This window comes from Bradyrhizobium sp. AZCC 1678, assembly GCF_036924765.1.
Taxonomy (GTDB): Bacteria; Pseudomonadota; Alphaproteobacteria; order Rhizobiales; family Xanthobacteraceae; genus Bradyrhizobium; species Bradyrhizobium algeriense.
Genome location: NZ_JAZHSE010000001.1, coordinates 683,890 through 701,068, shown reverse-complemented (window position 1 = coordinate 701,068; position 17,179 = coordinate 683,890). Strand labels below are relative to the sequence as shown.

General features: G+C 62.5%; 15 protein-coding genes. 13 read left to right on the top strand and 2 right to left on the bottom strand.

Features of this window, described 5'->3' with window-relative positions:
- Positions 1-64: 64 nt before the first annotated feature.
- Positions 65-1,027, bottom strand: a complete 963-nt coding sequence (locus tag V1294_RS03345) for a hypothetical protein (RefSeq protein ID WP_334487619.1) — start codon at positions 1,025-1,027, stop codon at positions 65-67.
- Between the two features lie 595 nt (positions 1,028-1,622).
- Here V1294_RS03345 and dnaK point away from each other — a divergent pair.
- From dnaK to V1294_RS03280, 13 genes are all read left to right on the top strand, one after another.
- Entirely contained in the window at positions 1,623-3,524 is a 1,902-nt protein-coding gene (gene dnaK, locus V1294_RS03340) for a molecular chaperone DnaK (protein WP_108520022.1), read from the top strand.
- A 133-nt stretch (positions 3,525-3,657) separates the two neighbouring features.
- On the top strand, positions 3,658-4,788 hold the full coding sequence (gene dnaJ / locus V1294_RS03335; protein WP_334487614.1) for a molecular chaperone DnaJ: 1,131 nt from the start codon (positions 3,658-3,660) through the stop codon (positions 4,786-4,788).
- A gap of 210 nt (positions 4,789-4,998) precedes the next feature.
- Positions 4,999-5,601 carry a class I SAM-dependent methyltransferase gene (locus V1294_RS03330; protein ID WP_334495137.1) on the top strand — a complete coding sequence of 201 codons (603 nt, stop codon included), beginning with the start codon at positions 4,999-5,001 and terminating at the stop codon, positions 5,599-5,601.
- A 51-nt stretch (positions 5,602-5,652) separates the two neighbouring features.
- Positions 5,653-6,231, top strand: coding sequence for an NADPH-dependent FMN reductase (locus V1294_RS03325; RefSeq protein ID WP_334495135.1), 579 nt, complete (start codon positions 5,653-5,655; stop codon positions 6,229-6,231).
- 6 nt (positions 6,232-6,237) lie between these two features.
- Positions 6,238-6,948: an orotidine-5'-phosphate decarboxylase gene (gene pyrF, locus V1294_RS03320; RefSeq protein WP_334487604.1), complete on the top strand. Its 711-nt coding sequence runs from the start codon at positions 6,238-6,240 to the stop codon at positions 6,946-6,948.
- Between the two features lie 33 nt (positions 6,949-6,981).
- On the top strand, positions 6,982-7,284 hold the full coding sequence (locus tag V1294_RS03315; protein WP_334487601.1) for a DUF1330 domain-containing protein: 303 nt from the start codon (positions 6,982-6,984) through the stop codon (positions 7,282-7,284).
- A 375-nt stretch (positions 7,285-7,659) separates the two neighbouring features.
- Positions 7,660-8,964, top strand: a complete 1,305-nt coding sequence (locus V1294_RS03310; protein ID WP_334495134.1) for a calcium-binding protein — start codon at positions 7,660-7,662, stop codon at positions 8,962-8,964.
- A gap of 159 nt (positions 8,965-9,123) precedes the next feature.
- On the top strand, positions 9,124-10,815 hold the full coding sequence (locus V1294_RS03305) for a type I secretion system permease/ATPase (protein WP_334495132.1): 1,692 nt from the start codon (positions 9,124-9,126) through the stop codon (positions 10,813-10,815).
- 83 nt (positions 10,816-10,898) lie between these two features.
- The gene (locus tag V1294_RS03300) at positions 10,899-12,146 is read left to right on the top strand and encodes an HlyD family type I secretion periplasmic adaptor subunit (protein WP_334495130.1); all 1,248 of its coding nucleotides are present in this window, start codon (positions 10,899-10,901) and stop codon (positions 12,144-12,146) included.
- 45 nt (positions 12,147-12,191) lie between these two features.
- Entirely contained in the window at positions 12,192-13,424 is a 1,233-nt protein-coding gene (locus V1294_RS03295) for a helix-turn-helix transcriptional regulator (protein WP_334495128.1), read from the top strand.
- 65 nt (positions 13,425-13,489) lie between these two features.
- Positions 13,490-14,464 (top strand): M23 family metallopeptidase, encoded by a 975-nt coding sequence (locus tag V1294_RS03290; RefSeq protein ID WP_334495126.1) that lies wholly within the window; start codon positions 13,490-13,492, stop codon positions 14,462-14,464.
- 225 nt (positions 14,465-14,689) lie between these two features.
- Complete coding sequence (gene dapB, locus V1294_RS03285) at positions 14,690-15,505, top strand: 4-hydroxy-tetrahydrodipicolinate reductase (protein ID WP_334495124.1); 816 nt, start codon at positions 14,690-14,692, stop codon at positions 15,503-15,505.
- 26 nt (positions 15,506-15,531) lie between these two features.
- Positions 15,532-16,155, top strand: a complete 624-nt coding sequence (locus tag V1294_RS03280; protein WP_334487583.1) for a 2,3-bisphosphoglycerate-dependent phosphoglycerate mutase — start codon at positions 15,532-15,534, stop codon at positions 16,153-16,155.
- 104 nt (positions 16,156-16,259) lie between these two features.
- On the opposite strand, the gene V1294_RS03275 is transcribed toward V1294_RS03280, so the two are convergent.
- Positions 16,260-17,156: a bifunctional helix-turn-helix domain-containing protein/methylated-DNA--[protein]-cysteine S-methyltransferase gene (locus tag V1294_RS03275; protein WP_334490105.1), complete on the bottom strand. Its 897-nt coding sequence runs from the start codon at positions 17,154-17,156 to the stop codon at positions 16,260-16,262.
- Positions 17,157-17,179 lie beyond the last annotated feature (23 nt).

Here is a 17,179-nt window from a genome sequence, read left to right as displayed (position 1 = left end):
AAGGCTAGTTCCATGTGTGTACAAACGAAAGCCCGAAGTTTCGGCGCGCTTGCAAATTTCCGGATCAGGTTCGCGGATGGATTCCGTCGCGCACCGCGCGGAAGCGCGGAAAGGCCTTGGTCCAGTCGTTGCGCGGCGAAGAGCCGATGATGCGCATCGAGCTCTGGGAGCCGAACCGCACCCACTGCACGATGGTAACAGGCGTATTATCCTTGCCGCTGGTGGCGTCGATCCGCGTCTCGTAGCCGGGCTGGCCATCGATGCGGACCGGCTCCGACATCGTGATCCTGCCGTCGCGCACGCCTGGAATGGTGGTCGCAATCTGCTGGGCGAAGCGGCCGCGATCATCGGGGGACGCCGCCGTCGAGCCGATCAGGCCGATGATCATGAAGGGCGCGACTTCGAAGCCGGTCTTTTCGTCGCCGTCGGAGAGAATGAGAGCTGCGCCCGGCGCCAGCGTGCGGATGTTCTTGAAGCTCGAGAGCTCGCTCATCTTGAACGGCATCATTCCGAGCTGCTCCTCGACCGGAACCTCGTTGCGGATCACGGCGGAAGCAAACATCTGGCGGATGGCGTCGTCGGTATAGATCTTGGAGGCGTTCTCCGGCACCTGCACGGCGACATAGCCGGAGAAGGTAGGGCCGGGCAGGATCATCGAATAGCGGCGCACATTGCCGGCGCCGTCCTTGGCGTTTTCCTTACCGTTTTCGACGGTGTAGTAGGCGAGCCCCGCCGCAGTCTCGATGCTCTCCGGCTTGATGCCGCCGGCGCCGCCCGGGTTGGCCTTGAAGGCATTGGCGACCTCGCCATAGGCCTCGGCGGGAAGGTCCGTGACCAGCACCTTGACGCCGTGGTCCTCGGTCTCGAAGCCGATGAACGCTCTCGCCTTGTTGAGGCCGACCAGTGGCGTCATGCCCACCCTGGCGCCCGGCGGGAAGACCGGGTCGGCGGCGAACGCGGAAGAGAATACGGTAGAGTTGGCGGCAACGGTCAGGGCAATCGCAGCGAAATATCGAAGTAGCTTCATGGAGGATCTACCGGGTTTGCATGGGGCCGTTCAGTGGGGCCGACGATGCAGCTAGGAATCTCTAGTGGAATTTTGGAGTCTTGCGGTCACGACAGGGGTCGTTCCAGTCGGCCCGCTTCTAGCGGTTTTGATGTCCCTGCAACAGGGCAGGGTAGGGGTCCGTTCCATCGTTACATTCCGATATGTCGGCCTTTTTGCAGGATTTTGCCCGGTATCCGAGCTCTTTTTGAGGCGCTTCCAGCGGCCAAATACCGCGTCCCCTGACGCGGTCGGCCGGGCCCCCGCGGGCGGGAAGATGCCGCTTCGCTGCGCACCGCGTCAGTAGTGCGCGCAGCGAAGCGGCCTTGGTCGAGCGGCCTTGCCGATTTCTTAACACCTCCTGAGGCGCCGGCCCGCCCCGCCCCGGGCTGACACAATCTTTCAAACATCAGCCTTTTCAGGCCCTAAGCTTGCGTTCGGTCCTTGCAGGGTCGACCCCCCCTCCTATATGAGGCTCACCGTCGCAATATCGCGAGTAATTGATCGTTGGGGGGTTCGGTTAGGTGCGCCGTCCAGGGCCCAGCCAACCTGCCGCAACAAGAAGGATATGAGGACCATGGGAAAGGTCATTGGGATCGATCTCGGCACCACGAATTCGTGCGTCGCCGTAATGGATGGCAAGACTGCAAAAGTCATCGAGAACGCGGAAGGCATGCGCACGACGCCTTCGATCGTTGCCGTCACCGATGACGGCGAGCGCCTCGTCGGCCAGCCCGCCAAGCGTCAGGCGGTGACCAATCCCGAGCGAACGTTCTTCGCAGTGAAGCGCCTGATCGGCCGCCGCTACGACGACCCGATGGTCGAGAAGGACAAGAAGCTCGTCCCGTACAAGATCGTCAAGGCATCGAACGGCGACGCCTGGGTGGAGGCCGACGGCAAGACCTATTCGCCCTCGCAGGTCTCCGCCTTCATCCTGCAGAAGATGAAAGAGACCGCGGAAGCCCATCTCGGCCAGAAGGTCGAGCAGGCGGTCATCACCGTTCCAGCCTATTTCAACGACGCGCAGCGTCAGGCCACCAAGGACGCCGGCAAGATCGCCGGCCTCGAAGTGCTGCGCATCATCAACGAGCCGACGGCGGCTGCGCTCGCCTACGGTCTCGACAAATCGAAATCCGGCACTATCGCGGTCTACGACCTCGGCGGCGGCACCTTCGACGTCTCGATTCTGGAAATCGGCGACGGCGTGTTCGAGGTGAAGTCCACCAACGGCGATACCTTCCTCGGCGGTGAAGACTTCGACATGCGCCTCGTCAGCTATCTCGCCGACGAGTTCCAGAAGGAGCAGGGCATCAACCTGCGCAACGACAAGCTTGCCTTGCAGCGCCTGAAAGAGGCCGCGGAAAAGGCCAAGATCGAATTGTCCTCGACCACGCAGACCGAAATCAACCTGCCCTTCATCACGGCCGACCAGACCGGGCCGAAGCATCTGACGATGAAGCTGACGCGCGCCAAGTTCGAGGCCCTGGTCGATGATCTCGTCCAGAAGACCATCGAGCCCTGCCGCAAGGCGCTGAAGGATGCGGGCCTCACGGCGGCCGAAATCGGCGAAGTGGTGCTGGTCGGCGGCATGACCCGCATGCCCAAAGTGCAGGAAGTCGTGAAGCAGTTGTTCGGCAAGGAGCCGCACAAGGGCGTCAACCCGGATGAAGTCGTCGCCATCGGTGCGGCGATCCAGGCCGGCGTGCTGCAGGGCGACGTCAAGGACGTGCTGCTGCTCGACGTTACCCCGCTTTCGCTCGGCATCGAGACGCTGGGCGGCGTGTTCACCCGCATCATTGACCGCAACACCACGATCCCGACCAAGAAGAGCCAGGTGTTCTCGACCGCCGAGGATAACCAGAACGCCGTCACCATCCGCGTCTTCCAGGGCGAGCGCGAAATGGCGGCCGACAACAAGGTGCTCGGGCAGTTCGACCTGATGGGCATTCCGCCGTCGCCGCGCGGCATGCCGCAGATCGAGGTGACGTTCGACATCGACGCCAACGGCATCGTCAACGTATCGGCCAGGGACAAGGCGACCGGCAAGGAGCAGCAGATCCGGATCCAGGCGTCCGGTGGCCTGTCGGAAGCCGACATCCAGAAGATGGTCAAGGACGCCGAGGCCAATGCGGCCGAGGACAAGAAGCGCCGCGAGGCGGTCGACGCCAAGAACCATGCCGATGCGCTGGTGCACTCCACCGAGAAGGCGCTGGCCGAGCACGGTTCGAAGGTCGAGGAAAGCGAGCGCCGCGCCATCGAGGACGCCGTCAGCGATTTGAAGGAAGCGCTGAAGGGCGACGACGCCGAGGCGATCAAGGCCAAGACCAACACGCTGGCGCAGACTTCGATGAAGCTCGGCGAGGCCATGTACAAGCAGCAGGCCGAAGCCGACGCCAAGAAGGATGCGGCCAAGGATGACGTGGTCGACGCGGAGTTCACCGAGGTCGACGACGACAAGAACAACAAGAAGTCGGCATAAGCGGGCTTTCGATCATGACCCTCATCCAAAAGAGCGCGCGGCTGGCGTTCGATGGGTGGGGGTCATTTTTCTTTAAGCTGAAGGCGGCATCTTTGGGTGTGCCTTCGGCGTGAAGTTCGGGCGGGTCTGACTGATGTCCACCAAGCGCTGCTATTACGAAACCCTGGAAGTCGATCGGAACGCGGACGAGTCGAAGCTCAAGGCGGCGTTCCGCAAGCTCGCGATGAAATGGCATCCGGACAAGAATCCGGGCGACGCCACCAGCGAGGTGAAGTTCAAGGAAATCAACGAAGCCTACGAAGTCCTCAAGGACGGCGACAAGCGCGCCGCCTATGACCGCTACGGCCATGCCGCGTTCGAGCAGGGCATGGGCGGCGGCGGCCCCGGTTTCGGCGCCGGCTTCGCCTCGTCATTCTCCGATATTTTCGAAGACCTGTTCGGTATGGCCGGGCAGCGGCGCAGCGGTGGACGCGAGCGCGGCGCCGACCTGCGCTACAACATGGAAATCACGCTGGAGGAAGCCTACTTCGGCAAGACCGCGCAGATCGAGATTCCGGTCTCGGTCACCTGCGAATCCTGCTCGGGCACCGGTGCCAAGGCCGGCACCAAGCCGAAGACCTGTTCGATGTGCGGCGGCGCCGGCCGCGTGCGCCAGGCGCAGGGCTTCTTCACACTGGAGCGGACCTGCCCGGGCTGTCAGGGCCGCGGCCAGATGATCGAGGACGCCTGCCCGAATTGCTCTGGCTCGGGACGCGTGACGCGCGACCGCACGCTGTCGGTCAACATCCCCCAGGGCGTCGAGGACGGCACCCGCATCCGTCTGGCCGGCGAAGGCGAGGCCGGCGTCCGCGGCGGGCCGCCCGGCGATCTCTATATTTTCCTGTCGCTGGCCACCCACGAATTCTTCCAGCGCGACGGCGCCGATCTGCATTGCCGGGTTCCGATCTCGATGGTCGCAGCTGCGCTCGGCGGCGAATTCGAGGTCCCGACCATCGACAAGGGCAAGACCAGGGTGAAAGTGCCGGCCGGGACGCAATCCGGCCGCCGCTTCCGCATTGCATCAAAGGGCATGCCGGTGCTCCGCTCGCGCCAGACCGGCGACATGTATGTCCAGGTCATGGTCGAAACGCCGCAGAATCTGACCAAGAAGCAGCAGGAACTGCTCGCGGAGTTCGAAAAATTGTCGTCCGGCGCCACCCAGCCGGAAGCGGCGGGCTTCTTCACCAAGGTCAAGGACTTCTTCGGCAACCGCGCGGGCTCCTGAGCCTGCGCGCACGCGCGGCTGCGCGAAGCGCAGTTCTCGCACCGCAGTCATGATTCATTCAGCTTGCACAGGGTCTTATCGCGGGATCGTGGGCACTTTGGCGCGGCTGACACGTTACCGTTTGGCTTGACCATATCGCCGTCGACCTATACGTGTTTATGACCGTTTTCTGACATTCCCGCTCGTTAGCGGGTCCCGCCTGGTAGCGACATGCCTTTGCAATCGTCCGTGCGTGCGTTGAAGAAGCCTCTCCGTCTCGACGATGAGGTTCGCTTCCTTCGTTCATGGATCGAAAAGCCGCTGCACATGGGCGCGGTGATGCCGTCGAGCAAGCTGCTCGCCCGGACCATGGCGCAATATGTCGACGTCGAGTCCAAAGGACCGGTGATCGAACTGGGCCCTGGCACCGGCGCGATCACCAATGCGCTGATCGAACATGGCGTCGACCAGAAGCGGCTGGTGCTGGTCGAATACAATCCCGGCTTCTGCGCGCTGCTGCGCGACCGTTATCCGCAGGCCAAGGTGGTGCAGGGCGACGCCTATGCGTTGCGCGCCTCGCTGGACGAGGTGCTGGATGCGCCGGCCTCCGCCGTGGTTTCCGGCCTGCCGCTCGTGACCAAACCGATGCTGACGCGCCTGAAACTGATCCGCGACGCCTTCATGGCGCTCGCGCCCGGCGCTCCGTTCGTGCAGTTCACCTATTCGGTCGCGCCGCCGATCCCGAAATCGCTGCCGGGCGTGTCCACAGAAGCCTCCGAGCGGATCTGGATGAACCTTCCGCCCGCGCGGGTCTGGGTTTATCGCAAGGGCTGATACCTGCTACGTATTCGCGTTGGCAGGGTTGCCCCGAATACGAATTCAAATATGTCCGCACTGAAAATCCTCGTGATCCCGGGATCGCTCCGATCAGGCTCGCTCAATGCGAAGCTGGCCGCCGTTGCCGCGCATGCGCTGGCGCGGGAGGGCGCCGAAATCACCCGCATCTCGCTGTCAGACTTTCCGCTGCCGATCTATGACGGCGACCTGCAGGCCAAATCGGGCGTACCGAAGCACGCGGTCAATCTGAAGCGGATGATGGCGGCTCACCATGGCGTGCTGATCGTGACGCCGGAGTACAATTCCTCGGTGCCGGCGCTGCTGAAAAATACCATCGACTGGGTGAGCCGGGTGCAGGACGTGCACGAGACCCGCGGGCAGGTGTTTCGCGAGCGGGTGTTTGCGATCGCGTCTGCCTCCGGCGGGCGGCTCGGCGGCGCCCGTGCGCTGGCCGCGCTGCGGCTGATCCTGTCGGCCTGCCATGCCCAGGTGATCCCGAACCAGCTCGCGCTGCCGTTTGCCGACGATGCTTATGACGAGATGGAACGCCTGAAGAATGCCGCCGACAGCGATGCGCTGAAAGCGCTGGTGCGGCAGTTGATCGACATTTCCCAACGCATGATGTGAGGTGACATGCAGCCAGCCGTTATCGCGCCGAAAGACCGCTTGATCGTCGCGCTCGATTTGCCCGGGGTGACCGAGGCGGAAGCGATGATTGCGCGGCTCGGCGACAGCGTGAGTTTTTACAAGATCGGCTATCAACTCGGCTATGCCGGCGGATTGCCGCTGGCGCAGCAATTGGCGAAATCAGGCAAGAAAGTCTTTCTCGATCTCAAGCTGCACGACATCGGCAACACGGTGGCGCGCGGCGTCGAGAGCGTGGCAAAACTCGGCGCGACTTTCCTCACCGTGCACGCCTATCCGCAGACCATGAAGGCGGCGGTCGAGGCGCGCGTCGGATCGGGCTTGAAAATTCTCGCCGTCACCGTGCTGACCTCGTATGACGACGGCGACCTGCATGCCGCGGGCTATCGGCTCAACGTCTCCGACCTGGTCGAAGCGCGCGCGCAGCAAGCGAAGGTGCTCGGCGTCGACGGCCTCGTCAGCTCGCCGGAGGAGGCGGCCAGCTTACGCAAGATCGTCGGCCACCAGATGAACCTGGTTACACCAGGCATCCGCCCGGCGGGAACCGCGACCGGCGACCAGAAGCGCATCATGACGCCGGCGCGGGCGATCGCAGCCGGCGCGGACTATCTGGTGGTCGGGCGGCCGGTGACCGAAGCCGCCGACCCGAAGGCGGCGGCGGATGCCATTCAGGCGGAGATCAAGCAGGCGTTGGCATAGTCAAACCAGTGAATCAAGAAACGGGAGAGTGAGATGGCGAAGGGATACTGGATCGGTCGCGTCGATGTCAGCAATGAGGAGGGCTACAAGCCCTACATGGCGGCCAATCCGGCCATCTTCCAAAAATTCGGCGGCCGCTTCATCGTGCGCGGCGGCAAGTTCACCGCGGTAGAGGGTCAAAGCCGCTCGCGCAACGTCGTGATCGAATTCGACAGCTACGAGGCCGCGCTGGCCTGCTACAATTCGCCGGAATACCAGGCCAACATCAAGGTGCGCCAGCCGCACTCAATCGCCGATCTCATCGTCATCGAAGGCTATGACAGCCCGCAGCCATGAGCGCTGGTTGAAGCCTCGCTGTCGGGTAGCCGACATACGGAGATCTCATCGCATCAAGAAATATGTGCGAATGTTTCCGGCGGTGCTTGCCAGTTGGCGCTAATCGAAAAAAGCAAATAGCTGACGTCAATTTCCGCAGTGAACGCGTGGCCTGCGGGCCATGTGTTTGCTAACGCGCATTTCTTTTGTCCCCAAATGGGGATTGCGATGCCGCATAGCCTTAATCCAAGGTTGCTTCCATCGTACCCCAACATCGATCGTGGAGCCCACATCGATCGTGACGGGATCGGGTCAAGTACAAACACAAATCCGACGTGCATGACGGGCCGCAAGCCGACCCGCCTGGCGGACGGCTATGCGTAAAGGAGTAGGTTCATGGCACTTATCGATGGAACAGCAGGCAATGATGTATTAGTTGGCACGCCAGATCCCGACGAGATCAACGGTCTGCAAGGCGATGACACCATAACCGGTCTGGCTGGTGCCGACCTTGTCAATGGCGGCGCAGGTGACGACGATATCGATGGCGGCGCCGACAACGACATCCTGAACGGCAATGCCGGCATCGATACGATCGCCGGCGGCGATGGCGACGACGAAATCAACGGCGGCGCGGGAGATGATTTGCTGTCAGGGAACGCCGGCGTCGACACGATCCACGGTAACGCGGGCGACGACAGTATCGACGGCGGAGCCGATAACGATGTGCTCGATGGTGACGCCGGTGACGACACCATCCTCGGCGGAGCTGGTGATGATACCATAAACGGCGGCGCGGGCGTCGATACCCTCTCTGGTGAAGCCGGCAATGATACGCTGAATGGGAATGCCGGCGATGACACATTGAACGGCGGCGACGGCGATGACACGCTCAACGGCAACGTTGGCGATGATACCCTGAACGGCGATGCAGGAATCGACACGCTGAATGGCGGTCTCGGCAACGACACGCTCAACGGCGGCGCGGATGACGATATCCTGAACGGCGGTGTCGGCAACGACACGCTGAACGGGGAAGCCGGCAACGACACGCTCAATGGCGGCGCAGATGACGACATCCTGAACGGCGGCGTCGGTGACGACATCATGTTCGGCAACGCCGGCGATGACACCATGGACGGTGGTGACGGCAACGACGCGATGTCCGGCGGCGCCGGTGCGGACGAACTTAGCGGTGGCGCAGGCGACGATCTGCTGGAAGGCGATGCCGGAGATGATACGCTGGCGGGCGGTGCCGGTGTCGATTTGCTCAATGGCGGGGACGGAGACGATACCCTCGCCGGCGACGCAGGCAACGACGTCCTGAACGGTAACGCGGGCGACGATGAGTTGGACGGCGGCAACGGTGCCGACGTACTTAACGGCGGTCTCGGCGACGATATGCAGACAGGCGGTGCAGGCACCGACACGCACAATTTCGGCGACAACACTGCCACCAACTTCGGCGACGATGAAGTCACCGACCTGAGCTTTGCTGACGGCGATGAAGTCAACGTCGATGCCGATCCGGCGTTCGATCCGACCACCATCGTGGTGGTCGACGACGGCGCCAACACGACGCTCGACTTCGGCTTCGGCACCATCACGCTCGACGGCGTTACGGGTGGCGCCGGAACGGAATTCGCGTCGATCGACGACATCAACACTGCCGCAGGTTATGCGGCTATCGAGGTCGTCTAACATCCAATTCAGCGGGGCGGCTGCCGGGCCGCCCCGCTCCGGCCTTCTGCAATACTCAGTTAGTGATAGTGCCGGCCACTCATGTATTCGCGTAATCGTTGTGAAACCTCAGCGTCTGCTCAAAGGTCGCTGCTTGGATTGATTCCGGGACGATCCGCGTTGGCGTGGATCGCCGCCTTTAGCGTGTCCATCAACGTGCTGCTTCTGGTCCTGCCCCTCTATTCCATTGAAGTGTTCGATCGAGTGATCAGCAGCGGCAGCGTCGAAACGCTTGTCGGCCTTACTATCATCGCTGCAACCGCCCTTGTCTTCGGCGCGGCGTTCGACACCCTGCGCAGTCGGCTGCTCAGTCGCTTCGCCGTCAGATTCGAGCGGCATCTCGCTCCCATTGTGCTCGAAAGCACGATCGTTGATGCCACCAACCGCGGCGACGGCAGGACGCACGATCTTGCCAGGGTGCGCGAGTTGAGGACGTTCCTGTCCAGCACAACGGTTGTAGCGCTGCTCGACGCTCCCTTTCTTCCAGCATTCATTCTCATCCTCTTCTTTCTGCATCCCTGGTACGGCGTGATCGCGCTGATCGGAACGGCAATCCTGCTCGCCATGGGCATCGCGAGCCGCTGGATTGCCCGCGCCGAAATCGCACAGGCGTACCAGGCCGCACAGAAAACCCAGGCTACTCTTGACGGAATTGTCCGGCATTCCGCCCTGGTGCGCGCGATGGGCTGGACCAGAGGTGCGATTCGCGAATTCATGGACCTCAACGACCAGGCCTTGTCGCCTGTGGTTCGAGCCAGCGAGCGGGTCTATGCCATCGGCGCGGTGGCGCGCATGGTCAGAACGATATTGCAGGTTGCCGCAATCGCCGCAGGTGCCTGGCTCGTGCTTCAGAACGAAGTGCTGGCGGGCAGTCTGATTGCGAGCTCGATCCTGATCGCCCGCACACTGCAACCGATGGAGGGCCTGATCTCGGCATGGCGCGCTCTTGCATCCGCGCACGAGGCCTGGAAGCAGGTTCAGGCAGCCGCAGCCCCGATGCTTGTTCGAGAGAGGCGTACGCTGCTGCCGTCGCCCTCCGGGAGGATCGAAGTGAAGCGGGTGACCTATCGGATGGCCACGGCGCAGCGTCCGATCCTCGCCGGCGTCACGTTTGAGTGCCAGCCTTCCGAGATTGTTGTCGTCATCGGCCCGACTGGCGCTGGAAAATCGACCTTGCTGCGTCTGATGGCTGGGCTGGAACGACCGAGCGGCGGCACGATCCGGCTGGACAGCGCAGCCCTGCATGACTGGGACCCCGAGCAGCTTGGGCAGTTTGTTGGCTATCTTCCTCAGGAAGTGCAGCTGCTGGGCGGCACCGTGGCCGAAGCCATCGCCGGGTTTGACGACCAAGCGCGGGACGAGGACATCGTGGCCGCGGCCACGCTCGCGCAGGCGCATGAGATGATCCTGTCTCTGCCGGCCGGCTACCAGACCGAGATAGGACGCGACGGTAACAAGCTTTCTGGTGGTCAGCGCCAGCGTATTGGTCTTGCCCGCGCGTTCTTTGGCAATCGCAAATTGATCCTGCTGGATGAGCCGAATTCCAATCTCGACCCGGACGGCGAGAAAGCACTGTGCTCCGCCATTGAGCTGGCGAAAGCGCGCGGCGCGACGCTGGTGATTGTCACCCACCGGCCCCGACTATTGACCATCGCCGATGCAGTGCTCCTCTTGAGGGATGGCGCGCAGCTCGCCTTCGGGCCGCCTGCTGAAGTTCTTCGCCTGCCTGTCACTTCATCCGTGTCGAAGCCGCACGTAATCCGGCGTCAAGCGGAACCTCAGAAACTGACCGTGAGGGGAACTCCTCGATGACTCAGGGGCCGGATTATCCAGCCGTCGTTTCCCGCAAGGAACGACCGCGATCCGATATAGGGCGGATCATCGGATGGGGATGTGTGCTGCTCATTCTGCAATTTTGCGGCTTCGGCGTGTGGGCCACGACGGTTCCGCTTCGCGGCGCCGTTGTGGCGCCAGGCGTCATAAAGGTTCATTCGAAGCGCAAGGCAGTCCAGCATCTCGAGGGAGGGATAATAAAGTCAATTCACATCAGGGAAAACGATCAGGTCGAGACCGGCCAGCTCATCGCGCGGCTCGACACCACGCAGATCGAAGCAACCCTCGGCTCGCTCGAGACTAAATATTTTGCGGCTCTCGCGATGGAGGCGCGGCTGGCGGCGGAACAGACCCGCGCCGAATCGATCTTGTTCCCCGACGAACTGAAGCAGAACGTGAGTCATGCGTCGGCTCGAATTGCCATGCAGACACAGGAGGCCGAGTTTGCAGCACGGCTGGCCGCGATCGAGAACGAGCGTAAGATGATCGATCAGCAGATGCTGCAATTGACGGACTCGATCCGAGGCCTCGAAAGCAACACCAAAGGTGTCGAGCAACAACTCAAGTTATTGCAAGAAGAGATAGCTGATACGAGCTACCTTCTGGCAAAGGGCCTCGCCCGAAAGCCACGCGTGCTGGCCTTGAAACGAGCCGAAGCGGAGGCCAGCGGACAGATTGCCCGCAACTCGGCATCGGTGGCGGAGATGAGAGGCAAAATGGCGGAGCTGGAGGACAGGCGTCGGCAGCTCGGCTTCAATCAGAATCAGGAAACCGCCAAGCAGCAGCATGCGACGAGCGAGGCCATTGGCGATCTTCGACATCGAATTGCCGCGTTGCGCGATCAGCTTGGCCGGTCTGAATTGCGCGCCCCAGAGAGCGGGAAGATCGTCGGCCTCAACAGCAGGGATCTCAGCGCCGTGCTTGCACCCCGCGAAACCCTCCTGGAAATAGTTCCGACGGAAGATCGACTTGTCATCGAAGCGTCATTGAAGCCAATGGATCGGGAAGAAGTTCATGCCGGACAGACCGCGCGCGTGCGTGTTCACGCGCTGAATATTCGTCGTCGGCCCATGCTCGCTGGAAAAGTCGTGGCCGTGGCGGCAGACGCGCTGACCGACGCCAAGAGTGGCGTTACCTCTTACATGGCGGAAGTGGAACTCGATATCAACGCGCCGACATCCTCGTATCTTTCGTCATTACTGCCCGGAATGCCCGTTGAAATATTTGTTGAAACGGGAGAACGAACTTTCGCGCAGTATCTGCTGCAGCCGATGGAACTACGCATCGACCGCGCGTTTAGGGAGCACTAGGCCGCCGGCATGAGTCCGGCTGCACCAGTATTGCGGGAGGCGCCCATGCATGAGAGCAGCAAAGCATTACCTTTCAGGCAGAGTCGATTTCGCGTCAATCACGCTGAGCGCGGCGAGCCTTTTCAGGACGCCGACGAGCCGTATATAGGACAGGCTGCGGAGCAAGGTCGAAACCAAAGTGCGATGGAATACTTTGGCAAGGCTGTTGCCGAGCTTTTCGATTGCAAGAGTTGCTACGTCGCGGTCATGTCGTGCGCGGGCGGGTCGGAGATTGAAGAGTTCCGGATCGGACACGCCACAATCGATCCGTCATGCTCCACGACCGTCGCGCGAATTGCCCGCAAGGGCGCTGGCGCCGATTGCTCTCTTCTCGAACCCGTCAACGCGCGCACCGCTTTTGTGCGGAAGTTGATCGGCTCCGAGCCAGGAACAAATAGTCATTCCGTCATAGGGAGGTTTTCCTCTCGCGACAGGTCAACCATAGTGTTTGTCGCGGGATGGCGGCAGACCGCGCTCGCTCGGGCCGAAATCCCCTGTCTCGCGCGCGCGGTGCGCACGGTTTGGGAAACCGCGCATTCCCTTGCTCAGCGGTCACCGGATCGGCATCCAGACGCAGAAACATGGCTGGAAAAGCTGGCTTTTCCCGCCCTCGTTGTTGACGAAGACCTGCATGTTCATGAGGTCAATCAGGGTGGACGGGCGCTGCTGGCAAAGGGCGACCTTATCAGGGTGGATGGCGGCAGGCTCGCAGGGTCCAGCGGACTGGTAACCGAGAATTTGAAGGAGGCAATCCGGGAGGCGTTGGCCCCGCGGCCCGGTCAGGTCTGGCTGAACACAACGGTGCCTCTCTCGACGGAACGCCAGCAGTTTGCCTTCGCCAAGATCGGCGCCGCACCAACGCATTGCGACGCGCAAAAAGCGTTGGTCATCGTGCCGCAATTCGATGAAGTGCTGGGGGCGCACCGTATTGCCTCGGCCTTCGGCCTGAACTGGGCCGAAGAGCGGATCATTGCCCGGATTCTTCAGTTCCAAAGTCCACGGGACATCGGTGCCGACCTGCGGTTGACCGAGGCAACTGTCAGAACCTACACCAAGCGCATCATGCTTAAACTGGGGATCAATCGGCAGGCAGAGTTCTTTCTGCTCTATCATCTCACGCAATCGCCGTTCGGCGCCGGGACACGCGACAAGGCCGTCGGCGCAGCGTCCTCGGATTGCCGGTTGAACGGCGACAGTGAGGTTGACCTTTGCACGGCCGGCAGGCGGCCGCTGGACTGATGCTCAAGCCACTTACGATGGCTCGGGAATCTATGCGCCGAGCGGCTTTTTCTCGGACTTTTGCCTTGGCGGCGACACTTGGCCTTTCCTCTGGCCTTTCTTCCGAGGTGATCGCCCAGAGCATTCAATTGGGGATGCCAATCGCCTGCGAACCTGGCCGCACCTGCTACATCCAGAATTATATTGATGCCGATCCGTCAGCGTCAGCGCGAGACTTCAAGTGCGGCACCCTGACGTATGACGGCCATAACGGGACTGACTTTCGCTTGCCGTCACTGGCGTCGCAAAGAGCAGGCGTGGAAGTGCTCGCTTCCGCGAGTGGCCGTGTTCTTCGCACACGAGGCGATGCGCCGGACGGCGCCTTTGGCAAATCGGCGCGCGAAGCCGTTCGCGATGTTGAATGCGGCAATGGCGTTGTGATCGAACATGCGGAGCACTGGGAAACCCAGTATTGCCATATGGCCAGCGGCAGCTTGGCGGTGAAGCCCGGCGACGTGGTCAAGGGCGGGCAGCCGCTTGGCCGCGTAGGTCTTTCAGGACTGACCGAATATCCTCATCTGCATTTCACGGTCAGGCACAATGGGGCGGTCGTCGATCCTTTCGCCTATGGCGCTGCCGCCGGCTCATGCGGTAGTGGCGAACCGCTATGGCACCCCGCGCTTCACGCGCAACTCGCCTATCAGGAGCGAGCCGTTCTAAACGCCGGCTTCGCGAGCGGCCCGGTGACAATGGAATCCATCGAGGATGGAAGCGCGGACAAGGAAGTGCCGTCCGCCGGCGCAGCGGCGATTGTCGCATTTATTCGTGTTATCGGCCTGAAGACGGGCGACGCACAACAACTTGCGATCAAGGACCCGCTCGGGAACGTCATCGCCGAAAATCGAGGCCCACAACTTCAGACGAACAAGGCGCAGTTCATGCTGTTTACCGGCAGAAAGCGTCCGGCGACCGGCTGGGATCGTGGCACCTACAAGGCCACGTATATTGTCGAGCGCGACGGCCGGGTCGTCCTGAAGAAAGACATGGAACTCACCCTCTAGCAGCGAGGGGCGGCCGGTCTCCGGGGCATCTCGTTCGATCCGGCGGGCAGGGCGCCGACAATAGGATCATCGTCGGATCGAAATGTCCGGGACAGGATCGCTGTCCTGCTTGCCCCCTCGCTCGTCCGGGGCCCGGTCCGCATGGCCGCTCGGAAGCCTCAGATGGCCGCCTGATTGGTTGCCGGAACGGCCTCGTCCCGCTATAGGGCGTAAAGAGGTGAAACCATGGCCGATATGCGATTGATCGTTGCGGGGGCCGGCGGCCGGATGGGCCGCGCGCTGGTGCGCGTCATTTCGGAGACGCCGGGCGCGGTGTTGACCGGCGCGCTGGAAGCGCCGGGCTCGGAACTTTTGGGCAAGGATGCCGGCGTGCTCGCCGGCCTGCCGGAGAACGGCGTCAAACTCTCGGCCGACCTGTGGACGCTGTCGGCCCATGCCGATGGCATTCTGGATTTCACCGTCCCTGCGGCGACCATTGCCAATGTTGCGATTGCCGCCCAGCGCGGGCTCGTGCACATCGTCGGAACCACGGGCCTGTCGGCATCAGACATGGCCGTGATCAAGAGTGTTACCGAGCGCGCGGTGGTGGTGCAGTCAGGCAATATGAGCCTCGGCATCAATCTGCTCGCTGCGCTGGTCAAGCGCGTCGCGCAGTCGCTGGACGAAAGCTTCGACATCGAAATCGTCGAAATGCACCACAAGGCCAAGATCGACGCACCGTCGGGCACCGCCTTCCTGCTCGGCGAGGCCGCTGCCGCCGGCCGCGGCGTCGACCTGCACGCGCGTTCCGCACGAGGCCGCGACGGACATACCGGCGCGCGCCGGCCGGGCGATATCGGCTTTGCCGCGTTGCGCGGCGGTACCGTCGTTGGCGATCACAGCGTGATCTTCGCCGGCTCCATGGAGCGCATCGAACTGACCCATCGTGCGGAAGACCGGACGATGTTCGCGCAAGGTGCGGTGAAAGCCGCGCTGTGGGCGCACGGCAGGAAGCCGGGCTTCTATACGATGACCGACGTGCTCGGGCTTGCCGACTTCTAGAAATCGAACAACGGAAAATCCACCCAATGAGCGAACGTCTTCTTGTGCTCGTGCGTCACGGGCAGAGCGAATGGAATCTGAAAAACCTGTTCACCGGCTGGAAGGACCCTGACCTCACCGAACAGGGCATTACTGAGGCCAAGGAGGCCGGCCGCAAACTGAAGGCGCAAGGGTTGACGTTCGACGTTGCCTTTACCTCGGACCTGACGCGCGCCCAGCATACGCTGAAACTGATGCTCGCCGAGATCGGGCAGACCGGACTGCCGACGACGAAGGACCTCGCGCTCAACGAACGCGATTACGGCGACCTCTCCGGGCTCAACAAGGATGACGCCCGCAAGAAATGGGGCGAGGACCAGGTGCTGGTCTGGCGCCGCTCCTACGACGTGCCGCCGCCCGGTGGCGAAAGCCTGAAGGACACGCTGGCGCGCGCGCTGCCGTATTACGTGCAGGAGATTTTGCCCGGCGTGCTGCGCGGACAGCGCACGCTGATCGCCGCCCACGGCAATTCGCTGCGCGCGCTGATCATGGTGCTGGAGAAGCTCACGCCCGAGCAGATTTTGAAACGCGAACTCGCAACCGGCGTGCCGGTGATCTACCGGCTCAATGCGGATTCGACGGTGGCGACGAAGGTCGATCTGGCGGCTTGAGTTCGGGCGTGTAGGGTGGGCAAAGGCGCGTTAGCGCCGTGCCCACCATCTATCCCGACGACGACTGAATGGTGGGCACGCTTCGCTTTGCCCACTCTACGAAGTCAATGCAATCCCACCTGTCCCGCTTCCCAGCCCAGCATCGCCTGCTTGCGCGTGATGCCCCAGTGATAGCCGGTCAGCGCGCCGCCCTTGCCGAGCGCGCGGTGGCAGGGCACCACGAACGACACCGGATTTCTTCCGACCGCGGCGCCGACGGCGCGCGAGGCTTTCGGGTTCTTGATCTTGTTCGCGATGTCGGAATAGCAGACCGCGCGGCCCATCGGAATTTTCAGCAGCGTCTCCCACACCCGCACCTCGAAATCGGTGCCGATCAGGACCACGCGGAGCGGCTGGTCCGGCCGCCACAGCCGCGTATCGAAGATGCGTTGCGCGAGGTCAGTGGTGCCGTCGTGGTCCTCGACATAGGTCGCGTTGGGCCAGCGCCGCTTCATATCGGCAAACGCCGTCGGTTCCTCGCCGGGATCGGCGAAGGCAAGCCCCGCCAGTCCGCGGTCGCTCGCGATCACGATCGCGGTGCCGAATGGGCAAGCGTGGAATCCGTAGCGCAGCGTCATGCCGGCGCCGCCATTCTTCCATTCGCCCGGCGACATCGCTTCATGGGTGACGAAGAGGTCATGCAGCCGGCCCGGGCCCGAGAGCCCTGAATCGAGCGCAGCATCGAGCACGCTGGCGGAATCGCGCAGCAAGCCCTTCGCATGGTCCAGGGTGAGCGCCTGCATAAATGCCTTTGGCGTCAGCCCGGCCCAGCGGCGGAACAGATGGTGCAGCTCATCCGGCGTCACGGCGGCAGCGTCCGCCATCAGCTCGATGGTCGGCTGCGTGCGCCAGTGCTCGGAGATGAAGGCGATGGCGCGGCGCACGGAGTCGTAGTCGCGGAGCGCGGCGCTCTGGTGGCCTGGCCTGGCCAAGCGTTGGTCATGTATGGCTGATATCATCATGGGGTCTGATTTAGGGCTCATGC